The 24,519-nt window shown below is 61.0% G+C and carries 21 protein-coding genes; 11 read left to right on the forward strand and 10 right to left on the reverse strand.

Going from position 1 to position 24,519, the window contains the following annotated elements:
- The first annotated feature begins 138 nt into the window (after nt 1-138).
- From DBR44_RS00950 to DBR44_RS00975, 6 genes are all read left to right on the forward strand, one after another.
- Nucleotides 139-993, forward strand: coding sequence for a Kdo hydroxylase family protein (locus DBR44_RS00950; RefSeq protein WP_124641162.1), 855 nt, complete (start codon nt 139-141; stop codon nt 991-993).
- 142 nt (nt 994-1,135) lie between these two features.
- Nucleotides 1,136-2,821 (forward strand): glutamine--tRNA ligase/YqeY domain fusion protein, encoded by a 1,686-nt coding sequence (locus DBR44_RS00955; RefSeq protein ID WP_124641163.1) that lies wholly within the window; start codon nt 1,136-1,138, stop codon nt 2,819-2,821.
- Nucleotides 2,822-3,170: 349 nt separating this feature from the next.
- Nucleotides 3,171-4,388 (forward strand): 6-phosphofructokinase, encoded by a 1,218-nt coding sequence (locus DBR44_RS00960; RefSeq protein ID WP_124641165.1) that lies wholly within the window; start codon nt 3,171-3,173, stop codon nt 4,386-4,388.
- Nucleotides 4,389-4,542: 154 nt separating this feature from the next.
- A complete protein-coding gene (gene cysS, locus DBR44_RS00965) occupies nt 4,543-5,916 on the forward strand; it encodes a cysteine--tRNA ligase (RefSeq protein ID WP_124641167.1) in 1,374 nt (457 codons plus the stop codon).
- Between the two features lie 201 nt (nt 5,917-6,117).
- Nucleotides 6,118-6,333 (forward strand): 50S ribosomal protein L31, encoded by a 216-nt coding sequence (rpmE, locus tag DBR44_RS00970; RefSeq protein ID WP_124641169.1) that lies wholly within the window; start codon nt 6,118-6,120, stop codon nt 6,331-6,333.
- 110 nt (nt 6,334-6,443) lie between these two features.
- On the forward strand, nt 6,444-8,099 hold the full coding sequence (locus DBR44_RS00975) for a glycosyltransferase family 39 protein (RefSeq protein ID WP_124641171.1): 1,656 nt from the start codon (nt 6,444-6,446) through the stop codon (nt 8,097-8,099).
- A gap of 50 nt (nt 8,100-8,149) precedes the next feature.
- On the opposite strand, the gene DBR44_RS00980 is transcribed toward DBR44_RS00975, so the two are convergent.
- The 9 genes from DBR44_RS00980 to DBR44_RS01015 all read right to left on the reverse strand — a co-directional run bounded on the left by DBR44_RS00980 (nt 8,150) and on the right by DBR44_RS01015 (nt 17,986).
- Nucleotides 8,150-8,563, reverse strand: a complete 414-nt coding sequence (locus DBR44_RS00980) for a hemerythrin domain-containing protein (protein ID WP_124641173.1) — start codon at nt 8,561-8,563, stop codon at nt 8,150-8,152.
- Between the two features lie 131 nt (nt 8,564-8,694).
- Nucleotides 8,695-10,656 carry an acetoacetate--CoA ligase gene (locus tag DBR44_RS00985; protein WP_124641175.1) on the reverse strand — a complete coding sequence of 654 codons (1,962 nt, stop codon included), beginning with the start codon at nt 10,654-10,656 and terminating at the stop codon, nt 8,695-8,697.
- Nucleotides 10,657-10,707: 51 nt separating this feature from the next.
- Nucleotides 10,708-11,601: a hydroxymethylglutaryl-CoA lyase gene (locus DBR44_RS00990; RefSeq protein ID WP_124641177.1), complete on the reverse strand. Its 894-nt coding sequence runs from the start codon at nt 11,599-11,601 to the stop codon at nt 10,708-10,710.
- A gap of 19 nt (nt 11,602-11,620) precedes the next feature.
- On the reverse strand, nt 11,621-13,588 hold the full coding sequence (locus DBR44_RS00995; RefSeq protein ID WP_124641179.1) for an acetyl/propionyl/methylcrotonyl-CoA carboxylase subunit alpha: 1,968 nt from the start codon (nt 13,586-13,588) through the stop codon (nt 11,621-11,623).
- Nucleotides 13,581-13,709: a hypothetical protein gene (locus tag DBR44_RS19915; RefSeq protein WP_255424569.1), complete on the reverse strand. Its 129-nt coding sequence runs from the start codon at nt 13,707-13,709 to the stop codon at nt 13,581-13,583. The genes DBR44_RS00995 and DBR44_RS19915 overlap by 8 nt, the downstream gene beginning before the upstream one ends.
- A 10-nt stretch (nt 13,710-13,719) precedes the next feature.
- Complete coding sequence (locus DBR44_RS01000; RefSeq protein WP_124641181.1) at nt 13,720-14,514, reverse strand: enoyl-CoA hydratase/isomerase family protein; 795 nt, start codon at nt 14,512-14,514, stop codon at nt 13,720-13,722.
- A 12-nt stretch (nt 14,515-14,526) separates the two neighbouring features.
- On the reverse strand, nt 14,527-16,125 hold the full coding sequence (locus DBR44_RS01005; protein ID WP_124641183.1) for a carboxyl transferase domain-containing protein: 1,599 nt from the start codon (nt 16,123-16,125) through the stop codon (nt 14,527-14,529).
- A gap of 146 nt (nt 16,126-16,271) precedes the next feature.
- Nucleotides 16,272-17,441, reverse strand: coding sequence for an isovaleryl-CoA dehydrogenase (locus tag DBR44_RS01010; RefSeq protein WP_124641185.1), 1,170 nt, complete (start codon nt 17,439-17,441; stop codon nt 16,272-16,274).
- A gap of 140 nt (nt 17,442-17,581) precedes the next feature.
- Nucleotides 17,582-17,986: a MerR family DNA-binding transcriptional regulator gene (locus DBR44_RS01015; protein ID WP_124641186.1), complete on the reverse strand. Its 405-nt coding sequence runs from the start codon at nt 17,984-17,986 to the stop codon at nt 17,582-17,584.
- Between the two features lie 193 nt (nt 17,987-18,179).
- Here DBR44_RS01015 and DBR44_RS01020 point away from each other — a divergent pair, with 193 nt between their 5' ends.
- Together DBR44_RS01020 and DBR44_RS01025 are read left to right on the forward strand one after the other, a co-directional pair.
- Nucleotides 18,180-19,868 carry an AMP-binding protein gene (locus DBR44_RS01020; RefSeq protein WP_124641188.1) on the forward strand — a complete coding sequence of 563 codons (1,689 nt, stop codon included), beginning with the start codon at nt 18,180-18,182 and terminating at the stop codon, nt 19,866-19,868.
- 97 nt (nt 19,869-19,965) lie between these two features.
- Nucleotides 19,966-20,643 carry a UPF0149 family protein gene (locus tag DBR44_RS01025; RefSeq protein WP_124641190.1) on the forward strand — a complete coding sequence of 226 codons (678 nt, stop codon included), beginning with the start codon at nt 19,966-19,968 and terminating at the stop codon, nt 20,641-20,643.
- 264 nt (nt 20,644-20,907) lie between these two features.
- Here DBR44_RS01025 and DBR44_RS01030 read toward each other — a convergent pair whose 3' ends face one another.
- Nucleotides 20,908-22,692 (reverse strand): acyl-CoA dehydrogenase C-terminal domain-containing protein, encoded by a 1,785-nt coding sequence (locus DBR44_RS01030; RefSeq protein WP_124641192.1) that lies wholly within the window; start codon nt 22,690-22,692, stop codon nt 20,908-20,910.
- Between the two features lie 184 nt (nt 22,693-22,876).
- On the opposite strand from DBR44_RS01030, the gene DBR44_RS01035 reads away from it, so the two are divergent.
- Genes DBR44_RS01035 through DBR44_RS01045 form a run of 3 tightly spaced genes read left to right on the forward strand, consistent with a single transcriptional unit; the run spans nt 22,877 to nt 24,282 of the window.
- Nucleotides 22,877-23,434 (forward strand): DUF2062 domain-containing protein, encoded by a 558-nt coding sequence (locus tag DBR44_RS01035; protein ID WP_124641194.1) that lies wholly within the window; start codon nt 22,877-22,879, stop codon nt 23,432-23,434.
- Entirely contained in the window at nt 23,421-23,978 is a 558-nt protein-coding gene (locus tag DBR44_RS01040; RefSeq protein WP_124641196.1) for an NUDIX domain-containing protein, read from the forward strand. The genes DBR44_RS01035 and DBR44_RS01040 overlap by 14 nt, the downstream gene beginning before the upstream one ends.
- Entirely contained in the window at nt 23,965-24,282 is a 318-nt protein-coding gene (locus DBR44_RS01045; protein WP_233578255.1) for a PilZ domain-containing protein, read from the forward strand. Before DBR44_RS01040 ends, DBR44_RS01045 begins: the two co-directional genes overlap by 14 nt.
- The last annotated feature ends 237 nt before the right edge of the window (nt 24,283-24,519 follow it).

Here is a 24,519-nt window from a genome sequence, read left to right on the forward strand (position 1 = left end):
TTGTCCGCCGCATGCCGGCGGGATGTGACCTGGGGCGCTGATTGGCGTAACCTGCTGCTTTGTCGCCCATGGCAACCGGCATGTTTTCTGTCTGATAGACGCCGTTGCCAGCAGAACCCAACAGAAAGCCGTTGAGACATGAGTAGCCAGATACTACAGCTAGCGGGCATGCCGCAGCACTCACAAGTCGCCGCACTGGAAAGCGGCAAGGTACTGTTTTTGCCGCAGCTGGATTTTGCCATCCAGCCGACCGAGCTGGCCTTGCTCAATCCGCAGATAGCCGACCCCAAGCGCAAGAACATCAGCCTGGATCCGCAAGCGGATGGCAAGCTGCACGGCGTGGCCGATCCGGCCAATGAAGCAGCGGTACGGGCGCTGATCAGCCGCTATCGCAGCTGTGCCTTTGCCCTGGTCGAGCAGTTGCTGCCGGAATACCGTGGCAAGCTGCGCGCCGCGCCCACCAGCCTGCGGCTGCTGCGGGTGGAAGACCGCCAAACCTCCTGGCGCAAGGATGACAGCCGCCTGCATGTCGATGCCTTCCCGTCGCGGCCCACCTATGGCGAGCGCATTCTGCGCGTGTTCTACAATGCCAACCCGAATGGCGAACCGCGCGTGTGGCGCGTGGGTGAGCCGTTTGCCGACATGGCACGGCGCATGTTGCCGCGCATTCCCCGCCAGTGGCCAGGCTCGGCCGCGCTGATGGCGGCGCTGAAGATTACCAAGCGCAAGCGCAGTGCCTACGACCACCTGATGCTGCACCTGCATGATGCGATGAAGGCCGACATGGACTACCAGCGCACCTGCCCGCAGGAAACCATGCCGTTTCCGCCCGGCTGCGGCTGGGTGTGTTTCTCTGACCATGCCTCGCATGCCGTGATGTCCGGCCAGTTCATGCTGGAGCAGACCTTCTGGCTGCCGGCACCGGACATGGCTGACCCGGCACGTTCGCCCCTGGCCGAACTGCAGGCCATCACCGGCCGTACCCTGCTGTAAACCAAGCGGGCGGATGGTCAGTCAAAGCGCCAGCCCGCCTGCTTTTGCCAGGCAGCTCCCGCCATGCCGGGACTGGCCCTCCCCATCAAGGGCAAATCGGTTACAATCACCGATTGCTTTCATTTAGTCTGCAGCCAGAATCATGAGCACGGAAAACAACGCGCCAGTAGTCAGCAACTTCATTCGCAACATCATTGACGAGGACCTGGCTTCCGGCAAGCACAGCGCCATCGTCACCCGCTTCCCGCCGGAGCCCAATGGCTACCTGCATGTTGGTCACGCCAAATCCATCTGCCTCAACTTCGGCCTGGCCGAAGATTACCAGGGCAAGTGCAATCTGCGCATGGACGACACCAACCCGGAAAAAGAGTCGGACGAATTCGTGCAGTCCATCAAGGACAGCGTCGAATGGCTGGGCTTCCAGTGGGATGGCAATGTCCGTTTCGCCTCCGATTACTTCGATGCGCTGTATGACTACGCTGTCGAGCTGATCAAGTCCGGCAAGGCCTTTGTCTGCGACCTGAACGCCGAAGAAATGCGCGCCTATCGCGGCAGCCTGACCGAACCGGGCAGGAACAGCCCCTTCCGCGACCGTAGCGTGGAAGAAAACTTCGATCTGTTCACCCGTATGCGTGCCGGCGAATTCCCCGATGGCAGCAAGACCCTGCGTCTGAAGATCGACATGGCCTCCGGCAACGTCAATCTGCGCGACCCGGTGATCTACCGCATCCGCCGTGCCCATCACCACCGTACCGGTGACAAGTGGTGCATCTACCCGATGTACGACTACACCCATTGCATCTCCGATGCACTGGAAGGCATCACCCACAGCCTGTGCACGCTGGAGTTCGAAGACCATCGCCCGCTGTACGACTGGGTGCTGGACAACATCACCATCCCTTGCCACCCGCGCCAGTACGAGTTTTCCCGTCTGGAACTGCTGTATGCGCTCACCTCCAAGCGCAAGCTGCAGGCGTTGGTGGCCGATGGCCTGGTGGATGGCTGGAACGACCCGCGCATGCCCACGGTGGAAGGCATGCGTCGCCGTGGCTTCAGCCCGGCCGGCATCCGTCTGTTTGCCCAGCGCATTGGCGTATCCAAGGGTGAAAACATCATCGACATGAGCGTGCTGGAAGGCGCCGTGCGTGAGATGCTGGAAAACGAATCGCCGCGCGTGATGGCTGTACTGGACCCGATCAAGGTTACCCTGGCCAATTTCGATGCCGCCGTCACCGCCAGCCGCAGCGCGCCTTTCCATCCGCATCACCCGGAGTTTGGCGAGCGCGAAGTGCCCATCGCCCGTGAAATCTGGATCGAGCGCGACGACTTTGCCGAAGTGCCGCCGCCCAAGTGGCAGCGCCTGACCGCCGGCGGCGAAGTGCGCCTGCGTTACAGCTATGTCATCAAGTGCGAAGAAGTGATCAAGGACGCCGACGGCCAGGTGGTGGAACTGAAATGCTCCATCGACCACGACACCCTGGGCAAGAACCCGGAAGGCCGCAAGGTCAAGGGCGTGATCCACTGGGTATCGGCCGAACATGCCATCGAAGCTGATGTGCGTCTGTACGACCGCCTGTTCACCGAGGCGCGTCCGGATGCCGTGCGTGGCGAAGATGGCGAATATGTCGATTTCCGTCAGTTCCTCAACCCGGAATCGCTGAAAACCGTCACTGCCTATGTGGAAGATGCCGTGCTCAAGGCGGCGCCGGAATCACGCTTCCAGTTCGAACGCCTGGGTTACTTCGTGACCGACCGTTATGAGCATCAGCCGGGTACGCGTGCCGTGTTCAACCGCACGGTGGGCCTGCGCGACACCTGGAGCAAATAATTTTGTGCCCAATAAAGTTAAGTCAGCACTGACTTACTTGGTGCGGCATATCTCTCAAGCGGGCCATTGGCCCGCTTTTTTCACGCCCTTGCTGCGGATTACACCGTTCAGTTGGCACTGACAAGCTTCGCCAGCGCAGCATTTGATGCGTATCGACTTTCCCTTGATGTAATTTGCTTGCTACAAAGCCGCCGCCTAGCATCGAAGCCATTCAGCGCCACTAACCACAACCCTGTTGCAGCGTTGCGCCTTCTTGCCCTACCGCTGGTACGGGCTGCGTCGGCGCGCCTTGCCCCAGGGAGGCTACGCTCTTGTTAGCCGCTCTCAGTCTTGCTCGCGGAGAAATGCCATGAACCAGCCTCGTATCCTGTATCTGCAATCCGGCGGCCCCACCGCCGTGCTCAATGCCTCGGCCCAGGGCGTGATTGAAACCGCCCGCAAGCTGGGGGTGTCGGTGTATGCCGCCCGCGACGGGCTGGCCGGTTTGCTGGAAGACCGGCTGGTGAATACCGATGGCGTGTCCGATCACGATATCGCCCGGCTGGGCTTTTTGCCGGGCGGGCATTTTGGTGTCAGCCGCCGCATGATAGGCAGTTTTGCGGAGGCCCCGGCCGACTGGCTGCGCATGAAGGAAGTGCTGGCGCGCCATGGCATTCATTACCTGCTGATCAATGGCGGTAACGGCTCGCTGGGCTGTGCGGCCCGGCTGGCAGACTTTCAGCGCCACACCGGCCATGCCCTGCATGTGGTCGGCGTGCCCAAGACCATAGACAACGATCTGGTCGGCACCGACAACAGCCCCGGTTATGGTTCGGCGGCCAAGTTTCTGGCCAGCACCATGCTGGAAGTGGGCATGGACATGATCAGCATGGGCCGTGGCCGGGTGTTCATCATGGAGGCCATGGGCCGGCATACCGGCTGGCTGGCGGCAGCACCGGCAGCGGCGCGGCTGCATGGCGGTCTGGCCCCGCATATCGTGTTGCTGCCGGAGGTGCCGTTTGATCAGGACAAATTTCTGGCGGCAGTGGATGCCAGCCTGGCGGCGCATGGCCAGTGTGCCATTTCGGTGGCCGAAGGGCTGACCGATGCCAGCGGGCGCTTTGTCACCGAAGCCAATGCCTCGGCCATTTATGGCCACGAGCAACTGGGCGGGGTGGGCAGCTGGCTGGCTGGCCTGCTCAAGCGCGAGCGCGGTCTGTCGGCCCACGTGGCGCAGGTGGACTATCTGCAGCGCGCTGCCGGCCATCTGGCCTCGGCCACCGATGTGGAGCAAGCCTACCGGATGGGGCAGCAGGGTGTGGAGTGGCTGCTGGCTGGCCGTTCTGGTGTGATGGCTGGCATTCGCCGCCTGTCCGATCATCCTTATCGCTGGGAAGTGGCTGCAGTACCGCTGGAGGAAGTGGGCGACCAGGAAAAAGCCTTCCCGGCGCATTTCATCTCCGCCGATGGCTATGGCGTGACCCAGGCCTTTCTGGATTACCTGCTGCCACTGATGGAAGGCGAGCGCATGCCGCCTTTCCGTCAGGGCTTGCCGGATTACCGCCGTATTGAATGGCCGCCGGTCTGACCCCATATACACCCCTTGCATCTGCAGACCAGCCGGGCCCTGTGCCCGGTTTTGCATGATGGAGCGGGTACAGGCCCGGATCAGGCTGCCCTTCGCGGGGGCTTGACGACTCTGCTACAATTTCCCCTTTTACCCAAGCACAGGTTGCCGAATCATGCTGAACGTGTACAACACACTGACTCGCCAGAAAGAAGAGTTCCACCCCATCGAACCGGGCAAGGTGCGTATGTATGTGTGTGGCATGACGGTGTACGACCTCTGTCATATCGGCCATGCCCGAATGCTGGCCGCCTTTGACGTGATCTACCGCTGGCTCAAGGCCTCCGGCTACGATGTCAATTACGTGCGCAATATCACCGACATCGAAGACAAGATCATCAAGCGTGCGCTGGAACGCGGCATCACGCCGGACCAGCTGGTGGCGCAAACCATTGCCGACATGCATGAAGATGCTGCGGCGCTGAACCTGCTGCCGCCCACCCACGAGCCGCGTGCCACCCATCACGTGGGCGGCATGATCGCGCTGATCGAACAGCTGATTGCCAATGGCAAGGCCTATCCCGCCCCCAATGGCGACGTGTACTACGCGGTGCGTGAGTTCGAGAGCTACGGCAAGCTGTCCGGCCGTACCCTGGACAAGCTGCGCGCCGGCGAGCGAGTGGAAATCGACCCCAACAAGCGCGACCCGCTGGACTTCGTGCTGTGGAAAGCGGCCAAGCCGGGTGAGCCGTCGTGGGAAAGCCCGTGGGGCGCTGGCCGTCCGGGCTGGCACATTGAATGCTCGGTGATGAGCTGCCACCACCTGGGCGAGCATTTCGACATTCACGGTGGCGGCGAAGACCTGCAGTTCCCGCACCATGAAAACGAAATCGCCCAGTCCGAGGGTGCGCATGGCCACAAGTATGTCAATTACTGGCTGCACAATGGCTTTATCAATGTCGATGGCGAAAAGATGTCCAAATCGCTGGGCAACTTCTTCACCATCCGCGATGTGCTGCAGCACTTCGACGGCGAGGTGGTGCGCTTCTTCATCGTGCGCAGCCACTACCGCAGCCCGGTCAACTACACCGACAGCATCCTCAACGATGCCAAACAGGGCCTGACCCGGCTGTACACCGCCTTGCGCGGTCTGGATTTGCCAGAGAGCACAGGCATCGACTGGAGCAACCCTTACGCGGCGCGCTTCAAGGCCGCCATGGATGATGATTTCAGCTCCTCTGAAGCCGTTGCCGTGCTGTTTGACCTGGCCGGTGAAGTCAACAAGAGCCGCGATGTACAACTGGCGCGCCTGATGAAAGACCTGGGTGGCGTATTGGGCCTGCTGCAGCGCGAGCCGGAAGACTTCCTCAAGGCCGGTGCCGGCGAGGGTGAACTGAGTGCGGAAGAAATCGAAGCCCTGATCCAGGCGCGTCGCGATGCCCGTGCCAACAAGAACTGGGCCGAATCCGACCGCATCCGCGACGAGCTGATCGCCAAGGGTGTGGTGCTGGAAGACAATGCCCAGGGCACCAGCTGGCGTCGTGCCTGAATCAGGCGAGTCGACAAGGCCAGGCCAGCGTGATGGTTTGACCTTGTCGGCTGATTGGCCACAGCAGCGGCCTCATGCCGGAGTATTGCCACTGTTTTAATCTTGAGCGACTTGTCAAGCGCAAATAAAGCGCGGATAATGCGTCCTCTTGACCCTGTAGTACAGGCAAAACCCCTGTACCCGTAAACTAAGGAAGCTCTCATGCGCGCTGATATCCACCCGAATTACACCGACGTTGCGGTTACCTGCTCTTGCGGTAACACCTTCACTACCAAGTCGACCATGGCCAAGGACGCCTTCCACATTGAAGTGTGCTCCAGCTGCCATCCGTTCTACACCGGTAAGCAGAAGATTGTTGATACCGCAGGTCGTATCGACAAGTTCAACCAGAAGTTCGGCGGCTTCTTCAAGCGCTAAGCTTGTAAGCTTTGGAAAAAAGGCAGCCTCGGCTGCCTTTTTTCATTTCCGCAGCCCGCGCTTGCACATTAAAATAGCGCATTACTCCTACCTGACTGGCGCGCGCCTCGATGCTGACGTACTCCCCGCAAAACGCCACCGTTCCCGTTCCCACCGAAAAGCCCTGGGTATTGCTGCTGCTGTGTTTTATCTGGCTGTGGCCCGGCATTATCGGCCACGACCCATGGAAGCCGGACGAACCCTATGTGATGGCGGTGGTGGAGGGCATGCTGCGCAGCGGCAACTGGCTGCTGCCCACCCTGCAAGGGGTGCCCTATCTGGAGTCACCCCCCTTGTACTACTGGGTGGCGGCAGGTTTTGCCAAGCTGTTTTCGCCCTGGCTGCTGCCGGCGCATGACGCCGCACGGCTGGCCACGCCGCTGTTCATGGCGCTGGGCCTGACGCTGGCCGGCATGACCGGGCGCGACCTGATCGGCCGTCGTTACGGCCGCAGTGTGGTGATGATACTGATAGGTTGCCTGGGCCTGATTGTCACCGGTCACCAGATGACGCCCATGGTGGCCAGCTTTACCGGTTTTGCCGCTGCCTTTTATGCGCTGTCGCTGACCTTGCGTTCGCCTGGTCTGGCCGGGGCGATACTCGGTGCGGCCAGTGTCACGCTGTTTCTCAGCGCCAGCCTGCTGGAAGTGATGCTGGTGTGGGCGGTGGTGATTTTCCTGCCAGCCTTTTCCGCCTGGCGCAACAAGCGCTACGCCATCACCGTCTTCATGGCGCTGCTGGTTGCCTTGCCGGTGGCACTGATCTGGCCGCTGGAGCTGGCACGCAGCTACCCGGCCCTGTTCCGTCTATGGTGGGAGCGCCATGCGCTGGGCCCGCTGGATGGCTTTGGCAAGGTCAGCCTGTTTCATGGTTTTGGCTACTACACCTTCAATACCATCTGGTTTGCCTGGCCGGCCTGGCCGCTGGCGGCCTGGACGCTGTTCCGCAACCGCAAGTACGAACTACCGATGTTGCAGCTGCCACTGATGTTCTTTGGCGTGGTGCTGATCATGCTGACGCTGTCCGAACGCAAGAGCATGGATTACGCCATGCCCTTGCTGCTGCCGCTGGCGTTGCTGGCGGCGGTGGAACTGGACAATCTGCGCCGCGGCGCGGCGGCTTTTCTCAACTGGTTTGGCCTGATGACTTTCGGCGTGTTCGGGCTGTTGATCTGGGCCGGCTGGGCGGCAATGAACTATGGCTGGCCGGAGCGGCTGGCCGGGCGCGCCCAGTATTTCAGCCCCTACTATGTGCCGCATGTGTCGGTGCTGGCCGCGGTATTCGCCGTGCTGGCCACCATCACCTGGATCTGGGCGGTAACGCGCAGCCATTTGCGCGGCCGGCAAGCCATTACCAACTGGGCGGCCGGGCTGACCCTGTGCTGGGGATTGGCGCTCAGCCTGTGGCTGCCGTGGCTGGATGCGGCCAAGAGCTACCGGCCGGTGGTGGAGAGCATGGTACGGTCCATGCCGGCAGCCGGCTTGGACAAGGCGCAGTGCATCGCGACGGAAAGCCAGAACATGGTGGCGCGCATCAGCTGGCATTACTACGCGGGTATCGATCTGCTGGCTTATCCGGCGGGGGAAAGCAGTCCTTGCGATTACCAGCTGCTGGTGCGTTCGCGCAACGATGGGCTGGCCGAGCCAGGCTGGACCTTGTTGTGGCAAGGATCGCGTCCGCGCGAGAAATTTGAGCTGTTTGGCCTGTTCCGGCGCTCAACCCACTAGCGTCTGACTTCATCATCCATGCAAGAAGGGCCGGATAATCCGGCCCTTTTTCATGTGGTATGCGCTTGCAGTGCGGCCATGACCGCCGGCAGGCTTTCGGCCACGGCAAACAGCTCGCGCTCTTCAAAGCGCACATGCGCAGTCATGGCATCGGCAAACGCCTGCAATATGGCCGGACTGGCCAGTTCGGCATGCTGCAGCAACTGGCGCAAGTGTACATGCTCATCCAGTGTGCGCTGAGCCAGCAGAGCCTGGCCGGCTTGAGTGAGTGCAGGGAGCAAGGTGCGCTCTTCCTCGGCAAAGTGGGCTTGCAAGGTTTGTTCTGCCTGCTGGCTTATCTTGGCGGCGGCCTGTTGCCATTGGGCGGGGTCGCTGGTGCGGGCGGCCTTGCCAGCCTGGATGGCGAGGGACAGGGCGTGGTGGTGCTCGCGTGAGAGCGGGGTAAGGGCTGCGCTGCGTTTCATGCTGTGCTCTATTGCTGGGGGTGATTAGCCTGCATCAAGCGCGGAGGGGCAGCCTTGAGCGCGCTCAAGCATTCGCGGCTTGCCCCGTGTAGCAGTGGGGGGCGGCTGCCCGCTCCGTACCGCCTGTCGCTTCAGTGTTGCAACTGCGGCAGATTGGCAAACAGCTTGAGTGCTTCCGGATTGGCCAGCGCACTCAGATTGTTGACCGGCTCGCCATGAATCACGTTCTTCACCGCCAGCTCGACAATCTTGCCGCTGATGGTGCGCGGGATGTCGGCCACGGCAATGATGCGCGCCGGCACATGGCGCGGGCTGGCTCCGCGCTTGATCTGCTCGCGGATGCGCACGGTGAGTGCTTCGTCCAGCTGGCAACCCTCGCGCAGCCTGACGAACAGCACCACGCGTTCGTCGTCCTGCCAGCGCTGGCCCACGGCCAGGCTTTCCAGGACTTCGGCAATGCTTTCCACCTGGCGGTAGATCTCGGCGGTGCCGATGCGCACGCCACCGGGGTTGAGCACGGCGTCGGAACGGCCATAGATCACCATGCCATCGTGCTCGGTCAACTCGGCATAGTCGCCATGACACCAGATGTTTTCAAAGCGCCCGAAGTAGGCCTGGCGGTATTTGCTGCCTTGTTCGTCCTGCCAGAAACCGACGGGCATGGAGGGGAAGGGGCGGGTGCACACCAGCTCGCCCTTTTCCTGGCGCACCGGGCGGCCATGGCTGTTGTAGATGTCCACCGCCATGCCCAGCCCGCGGCATTGCAGCTCGCCACGGTACACCGGCAGCGTGGCGCAACCCAGGGCAAAACAGGACACGATGTCGGTGCCGCCGGAAATCGAGGCCAGATTGATGTCCTGTTTGATATTGGCGTACACCCAATCATAGCTTTCCGCCATCAGCGGCGAACCGGTGGAGAACACGGCACGCAGTGCATCCAGCCGGTATTCCTGTGCCGGAATCAGATCAATCTTGCGCAGGCCGTCGATGTACTTGGCCGAAGTACCGAAATGGCTGAAGCGGCAGGCCTGGGCGTAGTCCCACAGCACCCGCCCCTGTGCGGCAAAGGGCGAGCCGTCGTACAGCATCAGGGCCGCGCCGGAGGCGAGGCCGGACACCAGCCAGTTCCACATCATCCAGCCGCAGGTGGTGAAGAAGAACAGGTGGTCACCGTGGTGCACATCCCCGTGGAGCTGGTGTTCTTTCAGATGCTGCAGCAGGGTACCGCCCGTGCCGTGCACGATGCACTTGGGCTTGCCGGTGGTGCCACTGGAATACAGGATGAACAAGGGGTGGTTGAAGCCCACCCGGGTGTATTGCAAGGGGCGTGCGGCAAACGGTGCGGTGAAATCGTCCAGCGTGGTGGTGCGTGGCAGCCTGGCGGCAAACTCCGTGGCATCGCCCAGATAAGGGATGGCGATGAATTGTTCTACCGAGGGCAGGCCGGCTGCCAGGGCCTGCATCTTGTCGTGGATATCGATTTGTTTGCCGTTGTACCAGTAGCCATCCGGGCAGAACAGCAGTTTGGGTTCGGTCTGGCCAAAGCGGTCGATGGCACCGTCGGTGCCGAAATCCGGCGAGCAACTGGTCCACACCGCGCCCAGGCTGGTGGTGGCCAGCATGGCGGCCACAGTTTCCGGCATATTGGGCAGCAGGCCGGCCACGCGATCGCCCGGCTTGATGCCGGCGGCCAGCAGTGCCTGTTGCAGCCGGGACACCAGTTGGCGCAGTTGCTGCCAGCTTAGCTGGCGCTTGAGCTTGTCCTCGCCCCAGAACACCATGGCCAGTTCGTCACCATCGTGGCGCAGCAGGTTTTCCGCATAGTTGAGCCGGGCTTCGGGAAAGAAGCGTGCGGCCAGCATGTTGTCGCCGTGTTCCAGCGCCGTATCGCCCTTGTCGCCGATGACGCCGCAGTAGTCCCATACCAGCGCCCAGAAGCGGCCGGGGTCGTCCACGCTGGCCTGCCACAGGCTGTGGTAGTCGGGCAGGGGGCGGTCATAGGCGGCTTCGGCCAGCCGCTGAAAGGCATGCAGGTGGGAGCCCGCCACGCGGGCAGGCGAGGGATGCCAGATCGGGGTGCTGGAGTGCTGCATATTGCTCCTCTTTATTTTTGTCTCGGGCGTGGCGGGCCGTGCGTGCCAGTGTCAGTGATGGCGGCCCATGGCCAGTGCCACGCGGGACGCCGGTGCGCGGCCCAGCAGGCCGGAAACAAACCAAGCAGTTTCCACCAGTTGTGGCAGCTTGATGCCGCAGTCCACACCCAGCCCGTTCATCAGGTAGACCACATCTTCCGTGGCGACATTGCCGGAAGCTCCACGAGCATACGGGCAGCCGCCCAGCCCGGCAACGGAGGAATCGAATGTCCTGATGCCCGCCTGATAAGACGCATGAATATTGCTGATGGCCATGCCGTAAGTATCGTGAAAGTGGCCGGCCAGCTTGTCCATTGGCACAAGCTGGCTGACGGCTGCCAGCATGTCCAGCACCCGGTTCGGCGTGCCAGTGCCTATGGTGTCGCCCAGTGAGATTTCGTAGCAACCCATGTCCAGCAGGCGGGCGGCAACTTCTGCCACTTTGGCCGGGGCAATGGCACCCTCGTACGGGCAATCCACCACGCAGGACACATAGCCGCGCACGCGGATATTCTCACGGCGGGCGCTGGCCAGCACGCTGTCGAAGCGCGCCAGGCTTTCGGCAATGCTGGCATTGATGTTTTTCTGGCTGAAGCTTTCACTGGCGGCACCAAACACGGCGATTTCGCGCACGCCGGCGGCCAGCGCCTGTTCCATGCCCTTGTCGTTGGGTACCAGCACCGGGTAATTCACCGGGCCGGACAGGTCGAGTGCCTGCAGCACTTGCAGGCTGTCGGCCATTTGCGGCACCCATTTGGGCGAGACAAAGGCACCGGCTTCGATGGTGGTGAGGCCGCTGGCGGCCAGCCGGCGGATCAGTTCCAGCTTGCTGGCCGTATCCAGTTGCTGCTTTTCGTTTTGCAGCCCGTCACGCGGGCCGACTTCGACAATCTTCACGCGAGTCATCTTGTCCCCTTGCCGCCACTCAGGCAGCGTCGAAATCCACCAGCTCGTCGCCGTCGCATACCTGCTCACCAGCGGCAAAGTAAAAGCCGCGCAGTACGCCGTCGGCAGGGGCGTGAATGGTGTGTTCCATCTTCATCGCTTCCAGAATCAGCAGGGGCTCGCCCTGACGGACTGTCTGGCCTGCCTTGGCCAGCAGGGTGACTACCCGGCCCGGCATCGGGGCTTTCAGATGGGTCACACCATGGACTGTGTCTTCTGTCGCCGCATAGGGATCGACCCATTCCAGCTGCAGGCGTTCACCCTGCAGGAACAGCTGGCGCTGCTGTGCCTGTCGTACCACGCTGGCGCTGAGAACCAGACCATTCAGTGTGGCCTGCAATTGGCGGCCGTGCAGGCTGGCCTGAACCTGGAATTGCTGCTCCGCCACGGTGACGACAAAACCATGTTCAAGATAGCGCAGCCCCACCGTGTGCACATGTTCGCCCTGACGAAACTGCAAGCTGTGTTCCAGCACGCCGTTCAGCCGCCAGCCGGCACGAGCCGGGTAGGGCGCGGCAGCATGCAGGGTTTCGGCCACGGCCAGCAAGGCCAGTTGCTGTCCGCTTGGGGTGGCCGGTGGGGGCAATAGTGCATCCTGATGGCGGGCAATCAGCCCGGTATCAACCAGGCCGCTGGCGAAGCTGTCGTGCTGCACAATGCGGCGCAGAAAGGCGATATTGGTGCTGACGCCGGCAATCTGGTACTGCGCCAGGGCGGCATCCAGCTGTTGCAGCGCGGCTTCCCTGTTTTCTCCCCACACGATCAGCTTGGCAATCATCGGGTCGTAGAAGGGGGTGATGCTGTCACCTTCGGTCACGCCGGTATCAATACGCACCTGGGCGTTTTCCGGCGGCGTTTGCAGGTGGATCAGCTGGCCGGTAGCTGGCAGAAAGCCCTTGTCCGGGTCTTCGGCATAAATGCGTGCTTCGATGGCATGGCCATGAATCTTCAGCTCGTCCTGGCGCAGCGGCAGTGGCTGACCCGCGGCGACTTGCAGCTGCCAGGCCACCAGATCCTGGCGGGTGATCATTTCGGTAACCGGGTGTTCTACCTGCAGGCGGGTATTCATTTCCATGAAGTAGAAGGCACCCGGCTGGCCGTTGGCCTGCACGTCGACGATAAATTCCACCGTGCCGGCACCGATATAGCCCACGGCACGGGCAGCGGCGCAGGCAGCTTCACCCATGGCCTGGCGCATGACGGCGGGCAGGTGCGGAGCGGGGGCTTCTTCCAGCACTTTCTGGTGGCGGCGTTGCACCGAGCAGTCGCGCTCGAACAGATAGACGCACTGGCCATGGCTGTCGGCAAACACCTGGATTTCCACATGACGCGGCCGGGTCAGGTATTTTTCTACCAGCACCTTGTCATCGCCAAAACTGGCACTGGCTTCGCGCTGGCAGGAGGCCAGTGCTGCGGCAAAGTCTTCACTGCGCTCGACAATGCGCATGCCCTTGCCGCCGCCGCCGCTACTGGCCTTGATCAACACCGGATAGCCGATATGGTCGGCCTGCTGCTGCAGGAATTCTGCTTGCTGTTCCGCGCCGTGGTAGCCGGGTACCAGTGGCACACTGGCTTTTTCCATCAGGGTTTTGGCGGCCGACTTGCTGCCCATGGCGGCGATGGCACCGGCGGGCGGGCCGATGAAGGCGATGCCGGCGGCTGCGCAGGCAGCGGCGAATTCGGCATTTTCCGACAGGAAACCATAGCCGGGGTGAATGGCCTCGGCACCGCTGGCACGGGCGATGTCCAGGATTGCGTCGGCCTTGAGATAGGATTCAGCCGCGGGGGCCGGGCCCAGTCGCCAGGCTTCATCGGCCAGTTTGACAAAGCGGGCCTCGGCATCGGCATCGGAATACACCGCCACGGTGGCAATGCCCAGCTGGCGGGCGGTTTTGATTACCCGGCAGGCGATTTCGCCTCTATTTGCAATAAGGATTTTCTTAAACATGGCAGTCTCCCGCGGCGAAATCGCCACGGCGCAGGCGCGCCATCAGGCGATGTTGCTGCGCAGCTGCGCAGCCTTGCGGCTGCTGGTCACCACGGTTGGCAATGAGGATTTTCTTGAACATGGCGGCGTCCTTATTGTTCTTGTTGCCAGGCGGGCGGGCGTTTGTCGAAGAAGGCAGCCAGACCTTCGCGGGCTTCCTGGCCCACGCGGATGCTGGCAATGCGTCCGGCGGTGTCATTCAGCAGATCATCATCCCAGGGTGAGGCTTCGTGCAGTACCGACAGCAGGTCCTTGGCGGCGGACAGGGCTTGTGGCGCGCCCAGTGCCAGTTCGGCGGCAATGCTGGCGATGCGTTCATCCAGCGCTTCGGCAGCCACGACTTCATGCACCAGCCCGATGCGGGCGGCGGTGGCGGCGTCGATACGCTCGGCTGACAGGAAATAGCGCCGCGCCTGGCGCCAACCGATGGCATCGGCCACATAGGGGCCGATGGTGGCAGGAATCAGCCCCAGTCGTACTTCGGTCAGGGCGAAGCGGGCGTGTTCGGTGGCAATGGCAATGTCGCACACCGCCGTCAGCCCGGTGCCACCGGCCATGGCTGCGCCATGGATGCGGGCAATCACCGGCTTTTTGCTGCGGTAGATGGTCTTGAGCATGGCGGCCAGATGGTGGGCATCGGCCAGGTTTTCCGCTTCGCTGTAGCCGGCGGCACGGCGCATCCAGTCCAGATCGGCCCCGGCGGAGAAGCTCTTGCCGCGCCCGGCCAGCACGATGACCCTGACGCTGTCGTCCAGTTGCAGCGCTTTGAAGGCGGCGGTCAGCTCGGCGATCAGGGTTTCGTTCATGGCATTGTGCAGCTCGGGACGGTTCATCCATACCGTGGCGACCTTGCCCTGTTGCTCGATTTGCAGCGTGTCGTAGTACATGGTGGCGGCTCCTTACATGCGGAACACGCCAAAGCGTGTTTTTTCGATGGGCGCGGACAAGGCCGCTTCCAGCGCCAGAGCCAGTACATCGCGGGTCTGGGCCGGGTCGATCACGCCGTCGTCCCACAGCCGCGCGCTGGCGTAGTAGGGGTGGCCCTGGCGTTCGTACTGTTCGCGTACCGGCGCTTTCAGCGCTTCTTCCTGCTCGGCGGTGAAGGCCTCGCCCAGCTGTTCCTTCTTCACCTGGGCCAGCACCCCGGCAGCCTGTTCGCCTCCCATCACCGAAATGCGGCTGTTCGGCCACATCCACAGCATGCGTGGGCTGTAGGCACGGCCGCACATACCGTAGTTGCCGGCCCCGAAGCTGCCGCCAATCAGCACGGTGAACTTGGGCACGCTGGCGCAGGCCACGGCGGTGACCAGCTTGGCACCATCCTTGGCGATGCCGCCGTTCTCATACTTCTTGCCCACCATGAAGCCGGTGATGTTCTGCAGGAAGATCAGCGGAATCCCGCGCTGGCAGCACAGTTCGACAAAATGTGCACCCTTTAGGGCAGATTCGGAAAACAGGATGCCGTTATTGGCGATGATGCCGACGCGCCAGCCATTGAGGCGGGCAAAACCGGTCACCAGCGTAGTGCCGTAGTTCTGCTTGAATTCGTCAAAGTCGGAATCGTCCACTAGCCGTGCGATGATTTCGCGCACGTCGAACGGTTTTTTCGGATCGGCCGGAATCACGCCGTAGATTTCCTCGGCAGCATGGCGCGGCGGTTTGGCTTCGGCGCGGTCCAGCACACCCTGTTTGTGCCAGTTCAGATCGGCCACGATGCGGCGGGCAATACCCAGCGCGTGGGCGTCGTTCTGGGCCAGGTGGTCGGCCACGCCAGAGATACGGGTGTGCACATCGCCGCCGCCCAGTTCTTCTGCCGTCACCACTTCGCCGGTGGCGGCCTTTACCAGCGGCGGGCCGCCCAGAAAGATGGTGCCTTGTTCCTTGACGATGACGGTTTCATCCGACATGGCCGGCACATAGGCCCCGCCTGCGGTGCAGCTGCCCATCACCACGGCGATTTGCGGAATGCCGGCGGCAGACAGTTGGGCCTGGTTGTAAAAGATGCGGCCAAAGTGCTCCTTGTCGGGAAACACTTCGTCTTGCAGCGGCAGGAAGGCACCACCGGAATCCACCAGATAGACACAGGGCAGGCGGTTTTCCTTGGCGATTTCCTGGGCGCGCAGGTGCTTTTTCACCGTCATCGGGTAATAGGTGCCGCCCTTGACCGTGGCATCGTTGGCGATGATCAGGCAATCCACCCCGGCAATGCGGCCAATGCCGCTGATCAGGCTGGCACCGGGGGCGTCATCGTTATACATGCCGTGAGCGGCCAGCTGGGACAGCTCCAGAAAGGGCGCGCCGGGGTCCAGCAGCAGGTTGATACGCTCGCGCGGTAGCAACTTGCCGCGGGCAATATGCTTGGCACGCGGTCCCTCACCCCCACCCAGTGCGGCCTGGGCAACCTTTTGCTGGAGATCAGCCACCAGGGCACGCATCTTGTCGGCATTGGCCTGGAAGTCCGCACTACGCGGGGAGAGTTTGGATTCGATGACTGGCATGATTTTAGGGAGTGGGGAGTAGGGAGTAGCAGGTGACGGGTGGGGAACTCCCCACTCCCGATTCTCTACTCCCGGTGTTAGTGGTCAGTAGGGTGTGGGCGAGTGAACGGTTTTACTCCCGACTCCCCACTCTCTACTCCCGATGTTCAGCGTGTCTCGGCCATCAGTTCGCGGCCTATCAGCCAGCGGCGGATTTCACTGGTGCCTGCACCAATTTCGTACAGCTTGGCATCGCGCAGCAGACGGCCGGTGGCGTATTCATTGATATAGCCATTGCCGCCCAGGCACTGGATGGCGTCCAGCGCCATCTGGGTGGCGTTTTCGGCGGCATACAAAATCGCGCCAGCGGCGTCCTTGCGCGTCTGGCGGCCACTCTCACCCCGGTCCAGTGCCTGGCCGACGGCATAGACATAAGCGCGGCTGGCGGACAGCTTGACGTACATGTCGGCCAGCTTGCCCTGCATCAGCTGGAAGTCGCCAATGGCCTGGCCAAACTGTTTACGGTCGTTCAGATAGGGGACGACGATGTCCATGCAGGCCTGCATGATGCCCAGCGGGCCTGCCGCCAGTACGGCGCGTTCGTAATCCAGCCCGCTCATCAGCACCTTCACGCCATTGCCTTCGCCACCCAGCACGTTTTCGGCGGGGATTTCACAGTTGTCGAAGAACAGGGGATAGGTGTTGGAGCCGCGCATGCCCAGTTTGTCGAGCTTGCTGCCGTGGCTGAAACCGGCAAAGCCCTTTTCCACGATAAAGGCGGTCATGCCCTTGGGGCTGGCATTGATGTCGGTCTTGGCATATACCACCAGGGTGTCGGCATCGCCGCCATTGGTAATCCACATCTTGCTGCCATTCAGCACGTAGTGGTCGCCCTTTTTATCGGCCCGCAGCTTCATGCTGACCACGTCGGAACCGGCATTTGGTTCGGACATGGCCAGTGCGCCGACGTGCTCGCCGGAAATCAGCTTGGGCAGGTAGCGGGCTTTTTGTTCGGCATTGCCGTTTTTCTGGATCTGATTCACACACAGGTTGGAGTGTGCGCCGTAGGACAGGGCCACCGAGGCGGAGGCGCGGCTGAGTTCTTCCATCACCATCATGTGGGCCAGATAGCCCATATTGGCACCGCCGTATTCTTCTGCGGCGGTAATGCCCAAGAGGCCCATCTCGCCAAACTTGCGCCACAGATCGGCCGGGAACAGGTTGTCCTGATCGATTTGCGCGGCACGCGGGGCGATTTCGGCATCGGCAAAATCCTTCACGCTCTGGCGCAACATGTCGTAGGTGTCACCGTGGTCAAACCGCAGGCTGCTGTACATGGTGTTTCTCCTCGGGTGCCGGTCTTGGCGGCAAGGCCTGACAGGCTATTGTGAAGGTGGCGTTGATGATTTGAATATTGAATTACGCTTACGTAAACGTCAATACGATGCGGTAAAAAAACCTGCCACAGGGCAGGTGTTCAGGCCGGGCTATCGGACTTGGTGGTCATCTGGTCAATCACGCCACGGCAGTGCTGCTCCAGGGCGTCGATTTCCGCCAGTACCACATCGATATCGCGGCGTTGTTCTTCCAGCTGTTCGCGCCGTGCCACCAGCAGGTGCAAGAGCTTGAGCGACTGGCTGGCTTCGTCGCGCGCCAGATCGTACAGATCAATGATTTCGCGGATTTCAGACAGCGACAGGCCAATGCGCTTGCCACGCAGGATCAGGCGCAGGCGGGCGCGGTCGCGGCGGGTGAACACGCGCTGGCGGCCATCACGCTTGGGTTCGATCAGGCCTTGTTCCTCGTAGAAGCGGATGGTACGCAGGGTGACGTCAAAATCACGCGCGAGATCCGAAATGGTGAAGTGTTCTGCTTCTGTCATGGTGTCCGCTTTCAGTATTTGTACGGATTGTAGCGTTTTTCCCACGGCTTCTCATCATGAATGGCACATTACGTTTACGTAATCGTCAACTTGTGGGATTAATGCAAAAAAGACCTCTGCGCAGCGAGGCCACACTGCCGAACAGGGAAGCGGCTCCAACGGACAAAGAGACCACAACAAGGAGACAGTAGCAATGAAGCACGCCAGCTATGTGCACGGTGCCAGCCCGCAAGCGCTGATCGGGCAAACGATTGGCCAGTTGTTTGATGCTGCCAGCCAGCAATATGCCAGCCAGGACGCACTGGTCGTGCGGCACCAGGGCATACGCTGGAGCTATGCCGAATTGCGCCAGCAGGTAGACCGGCTGGCTTGCGGCCTGCTACGGCTGGGCTTGCAGCCGGGAGAACGCATCGGCATCTGGTCGCAGAATAATGCCGAATGGGTGCTGACCCAGTTTGCCACGGCCAAGGCCGGGCTGGTGCTGGTCAATATCAATCCGGCCTACCGCCGTTCCGAGCTGGAGTACGCCCTCAACAAGGTGGGCTGTCGCGCGGTGATTGCTTCGCCCAGCTTCAAGAGCAGCAACTACATTGAAATGCTGCAGGATCTGCTGCCAGAACTGGCCGACAGCCAGCCGGGCCAGCTCAAGGCTGCGCGCATGCCACAGCTGGAGTGGGTCATCCGCATGGGGCAGCAGGCCACGCCCGGCATGCTGGGTTTTGCCGATTTGCTGACCGAACCGACGCCGCACGAGCTGGCAGCCTTGCAGCAACTGGGCCAGAGCCTGCAATTCGATGATGCCATCAATATCCAGTTTACTTCCGGCACCACCGGCAGCCCCAAGGGGGCCACGCTGTCGCATCACAATATCCTGAACAATGCCTTTTTTGCCGGCCAGGCCATGCGTTTCAGCAGCACGGACCGGCTGTGCATCCCGGTGCCGCTCTACCACTGTTTCGGCATGGTGCTGGGCACGCTCACCTGCCTGACGCATGGCGCCTGCATGGTGTTTCCGGCAGAAAGTTTCGATGTGCTCAGCGTGCTGCATACCGTGCAGGAAGAGCGCTGCACCGCCCTGCATGGTGTGCCGACCATGTTCATCAGCCTGCTGGATCATCCGCAGTTTGCCGAATTCGATCTGTCCAGCCTGCGCAGCGGGGTGATGGCCGGCAGTCCCTGCCCGATTGAGGTGATGAAACGGGTCACCACGCTGATGCACATGGAGCAGGTGACCATAGGCTACGGCATGACCGAAACCAGCCCGCTCAGCTTCCAGAGCCGCGCCGATACGCCACTGGACCAGCGCGTAGCTACCGTGGGGCTGGTGCATCCGCATGTGGAGGTGAAGATTGTCGATAACGATGGCCGCATCGTGGCGCATGGAGAAACCGGCGAACTGTTGACCCGTGGCTATTCGGTGATGCTGGGTTACTGGGATGATCCGGCGAAAACCGCTGATTCCATCGACAAGGCAGGCTGGATGCACAGCGGCGATCTGGCGGTGATGGACGGGCAGGGCTATGTCAACATCGTCGGCCGGGTGAAAGACATGGTGATACGCGGTGGCGAAAACATCTATCCGCGTGAAGTGGAGGAGTTTTTCTATCGCCACCCGAAGATTCAGGAAGTGCAGGTGATTGGCGTACCGGATGACCGCTTTGGCGAAGAGCTGTGCGCCTGGATCAAGCTACGAGATGGTGAAACGGCCAGCGAAGACGATATGCGCGCCTTCTGTCAGGGCCAGATTGCCCATTACAAGATTCCGCGTTATATCGAGTTTGTTGACAGCTTTCCCATGACCATTACCGGCAAGATCCAGAAGTTTGTCATGCGCCAGCAAATGAAGGAAAAGCTGGGGCTGAGCGATACCCGCACGGCCTGATGGGAGATGGATCAAGCCTTGTGCGAAATGGCCCCGACGTGTCGGGGCTTTTTTCGATACAATGCGGCCAATTCATTCTGACCGCTAGGAGCGCACCATGACTGATATCGTATTCAATGACGCCGATCTGGCCCGGCTGGAACAGTTGCTGACGCCCTTGTCGATCAGTGGCAGTACCATGCGGCCCGACGAAGCCCAAGGCTTTTTCGCGGCATTGGCCAGCGGCCCGGATGCCCCGGAGCGCGCCATGTGGCTGGCCGAGGTGCTGGGTGATGCTCCTGCCTTTGACAAGCCGGAAGAAAAGGTCGAACTGGAAAACCTGCTGCAAAAGCTGTTCGACGTCACCGCGCATGTCCTGGCCGATGGCCGTGAGCTGGACCTTATCCTTTACGCCGACGATGACAGCGAGAGCGACGACGACGAAGCCGACTACTGGCCGTGGTGCAATGCCTATCTGTACGCGCTGGACGTGGTCGACACCGACTGGTTCGAAGCGGCCGACGATGAAGGTTTCGAAGACCTGCTGATGCCGATTCTGGTGCTGGGCGGCATGTTCGAGGAAGAAGAAGGCGAGGACCTGGTCACCTTTACCGACGAGGAAAAGGACGACTGCAAGGAACAGCTGCCGCAAGCACTGATCGCAGTCTTCAACTACTGGCGCGCCAAGGCTCAGGCACCGGAAACCGTGCGCCGTGAAGGTGACAAGGTTGGCCGCAACGACCCCTGCCCTTGTGGTAGCGGCAAGAAATACAAGGCTTGCTGCGGTAGCAACTAAGCCTGTCTGCCTCAAATGCAAAACCCGCATCAGCGACTGATGCGGGTTTTTTGTATTGATGACACGCCATGCAAAAAGCATGGCAGGCAGGAATGGTTTTGATTAGAATGAAAAACGAGAGTACGAGCTCTCTTTTTTTCATTCCTTTATTTATAAGCCCGGGTTTCCGGGCTTTTTTTTGTCTGGACTGCCCTGAGTAGCCGCTATCTGCTGCCAATAAAAAAACGGCCCCGCAGGGCCGTATCAGTGGAGTCGAACAAGCAATCAGAAGGCGAAGTGTTCCTCATCCAGCGCCATCAGCGGCGCGGCACCGCCCTTGATGCGGGCGAGCAGGGTGTGCACTTCCGGGAACAGTTTGGCCATGTAGAAGCGGCCGGTGGCAATCTTGGCCTGGTAGAAGGCGTCATCGCCCTGGCCCAGGCTGGCATGGGCCACTTCGGCCATGCGCGCCCACAGCCAGGCATAGCTCAGGTGGCCGATCAGGCGCAGGTAGTCGGTGGCAGCGGCACCGGCTTCGTCCTTGTTCTGCAGGCTGGCCATGCCGATGCCCATGGTCACTTCGCCGATATCCTTCATCAGTTTGGCAAGTGGTGCGATGTAGTCGGCCAGCTTGTCATTGCCTTCGTTGGCCTGGCAGAACTGGTGAATCTGCTTGGTAAACTTGCGCAGCTTCTGACCCTGATCCAGCAATACCTTGCGTCCCAGCAGGTCGATGGCCTGAATGCCGTTGGTGCCTTCGTAAATCTGCGAGATACGGCAATCGCGTACCAGTTGCTCCATGCCCCATTCACGAATGAAACCGTGTCCACCGAAAACCTGCATGCCCATATTGGCGGCTTCATAGCCATTGTCGGTCATGAAGGCTTTGGCCACCGGGGTGAGCAGGGCGACCAGATCGGCCGCATCCTGACGGGCTGCTGCATCCGGGTGCTTGTCCTCGATATCCAGCTGCAGGGCGAGTAAGGCAGTCAGTGCGCGGCCGGCTTCGGTATAGGCTTTCTGGGTCAGCAGCATGCGGCGCACGTCCGGATGCACGATGATGGGGTCGGCTGCCTTGTCCGGGCATTTGGCTCCGGTCAGTGCGCGCATTTGCAGGCGTTCACGGGCATAAGCCAGTGCACCCTGGAAGGACGCTTCGCCAATACCCAGGCCCTGCATGCCGCAGCCCAGACGCGCCGCGTTCATCATGGTGAACATGCAGGACAGGCCCTTGTTGGCTTCGCCAATCAGATAGCCGCGAGCACCATCCAGATTGATCACTGCCGTGGCATTGGCCTTGATGCCCATCTTGTGTTCCAGACTGCCGCAAGCCACCGGGTTACGGCTGCCATCGGCGTGGTACTTCGGCACGATGAACAGCGAAATCCCCTTCACGTCCTTGGGCGCATCCGGCAGACGGGCCAGCACCAGATGGATGATGTTGTCGGACATGTCGTGTTCGCCGGCCGAGATGAAAATCTTGGTGCCGGTAATGCTGTAGCTGCCATCGCCGTTTGGTTCGGCACGGGTTTTCAGCAGACCCAGGTCGGTGCCGCAGTGCGGTTCGGTCAGACACATGGTGCCGGTCCAACTGCCATCCACCAGGCGCGGCAGGTAGGTGGCTTTCTGTTCTTCGGTGCCATGAGCGTGGATGGCAGCATACGCACCATGCGACAGGCCGGGATACATCGACCAGGCCACATTGGACGAGCACTGCATTTCCATTACCGGGAAAGCCAGCGATTTGGGCATGCCCTGGCCACCGTAGGCCGGGTCACAGTCCAGTGCCGGAAAACCCAGCTCGCAATATTGCTTGTAGGCTTCCTTGAAACCCGGCGGGGTGGTGACGGCCTTGGTGCTGGGGTCGAACTGGCAGCCTTCTTCATCGGCCTGGCGGTTCAGCGGGGCCAGCTCGCTTTCGCAAAACTGGGCGGCGGCTTCCAGGTAGGAAGTAAAGATGTCCTGGGTGGCTTCCTCGTAGCCGGGCAGGGCGGGGATGATGTCCTGTACCTTGATCAGTTCGTTGAGCACAAAGTCAAAGTCACGCAGCGGGGCTTTGTATGCGGGCATGGGGTCTCTCCTGTTGGTTGCGCTGCCCGGGTTTTCCGGGTCGAATAGCTTGTATGAGCAGGGTAGGGCTGTGTTGCTCACTTAATTCAAACGCTTGTTTAATTTATTCCGTCGCGTTTGACAACTCCTTTTACCTGCACCCGCCTCGTGGTGTGGCATTACGACAACGGGAAGGTGGCTGGTCATGCGTTGCTTGCGAACAACAATCCGCCGTCTCAGCACTTACCGCCACCAGCTGCTGAGCCGGCCAGGCCTGGGCTGGCTGGGGCGCTGGCTGGACCAGCCGGCCTGCTGGGCCGTGCAACGACGCAAGGTGGCACAAGGCGTGGCACTTGGCCTGCTCACCGGCTTGCTTCCGGGGCCGCCGAAACGGCTGGCCACCCTGCTGCTGGCGCTGTGTCTGCGTGTCAATCTGCCAGCAGCCTTGCTGGCCACGCTATACAGCAATCCGCTTACCATCCTGCCGCTTTATTTTCTGGCTTATTCCTGTGGACTGCTGTTACTGGGTGACCCGGCTGCAGGTACAATGAGCCAGCCTCCAAGCTGGGAGGCCCTGTCGCTGCAGCAATGGGTCGTGCAACTGGTGCATTGGTTGCTGTCGCTGGGCTGGCCCTTGTTGCTTGGTCTGCTGGTCATGGGGCTGGGGCTGGCATTGTGCGGCTATGTCTTGGTGATGCTGGGCTGGCGCTGTGCCGTGGTTCGAAACTGGAAGAACAGAAAGGCAGCACGTGGATCTTGTTGAAAAGAAACTGCAGTCGGAGCTGGTGTATGAGGGTGGCTTTCTCAAGGTGCACAAGGACAAGGTACTGCTGCCGGATGAGTCGCATGCCAGCCGCGAGTACATTCTGCATCCCGGTGCCGTGGCTGTACTGGCGCTGACGCCAGACCGGCAACTGGTGCTGGAACGCCAGTACCGTTACCCGGCAGGCCGCGTGTTTGTGGAAATTCCCGCCGGCAAGATTGATCCCAACGAAGCCCCGGAGCAGACGGCCCGCCGCGAGCTGCTGGAAGAAACCGGTTACCAGGCCGCCAACTGGCGTTATCTGGGTACGGCCTATCCCTGCATCGGTTATTCCAACGAGCAGATCAGCTACTACCTGGCCGAAGGGCTGCAAGCCGGTGAACGGCAGCTGGACGAGGGGGAGTTTCTCGAAGTGCTGACCCTGCCGCTGGAGCAGGTGATGCAAATGGCGCTGTCCGGTGAAATCTGCGATAGCAAATCCATTGTCGGCCTGCACTGGCTGGCCGCCTATCTGGATGGGAGACTGCCTGGTGCCGCCGTTTGACCCCTATCATGAACGACGTGGTGCGCGCCGCTTGCAGATGGGTTGCAAGGCCCGCATCCGCTCGCTGCACACCGGCGAAACCCACTACGGCGAATGTGTCGACCTGTCGGTAGACGGCATGGCCTTTCGCTCTTCCTATGTACCGCAGCATGGCGAGCGGCTGTCGGTCATTGTGCTGGCACCTTCGCTGGGCGGGCTGCCGGGCAAGCCACTGGAAGCCGAGGTGGAAGTGCGCCGCTGCAATGAGGTCAAGCGTGGGCAGGTCTATGAAATCGGCACCCGCATTATCGAACGCAAGAGCTGAAACATCTGCTTGCAAATTGATACATTATTCCTGCTGGTCGATTTTACGGGTCGGTGTTTTGTAGGTGGTTGATTTAAAAGATTTATTTTTCAAAATGCAGAATGGAAATTTTTTCTCTTAGTTTTTTCTTTGATCATATCAAGATATTTCTCAATAAAATTCAGTGACTTAGCTGGCTAATGTGCCGAAAGTCCTGATTGCCACGCTTTTATTCTTGCTGTCCAGCGCATGTGCTAT

This window comes from Aquitalea sp. FJL05, from assembly GCF_003852595.1.
Classification (GTDB): domain Bacteria; phylum Pseudomonadota; class Gammaproteobacteria; order Burkholderiales; family Chromobacteriaceae; genus Aquitalea; species Aquitalea aquatilis.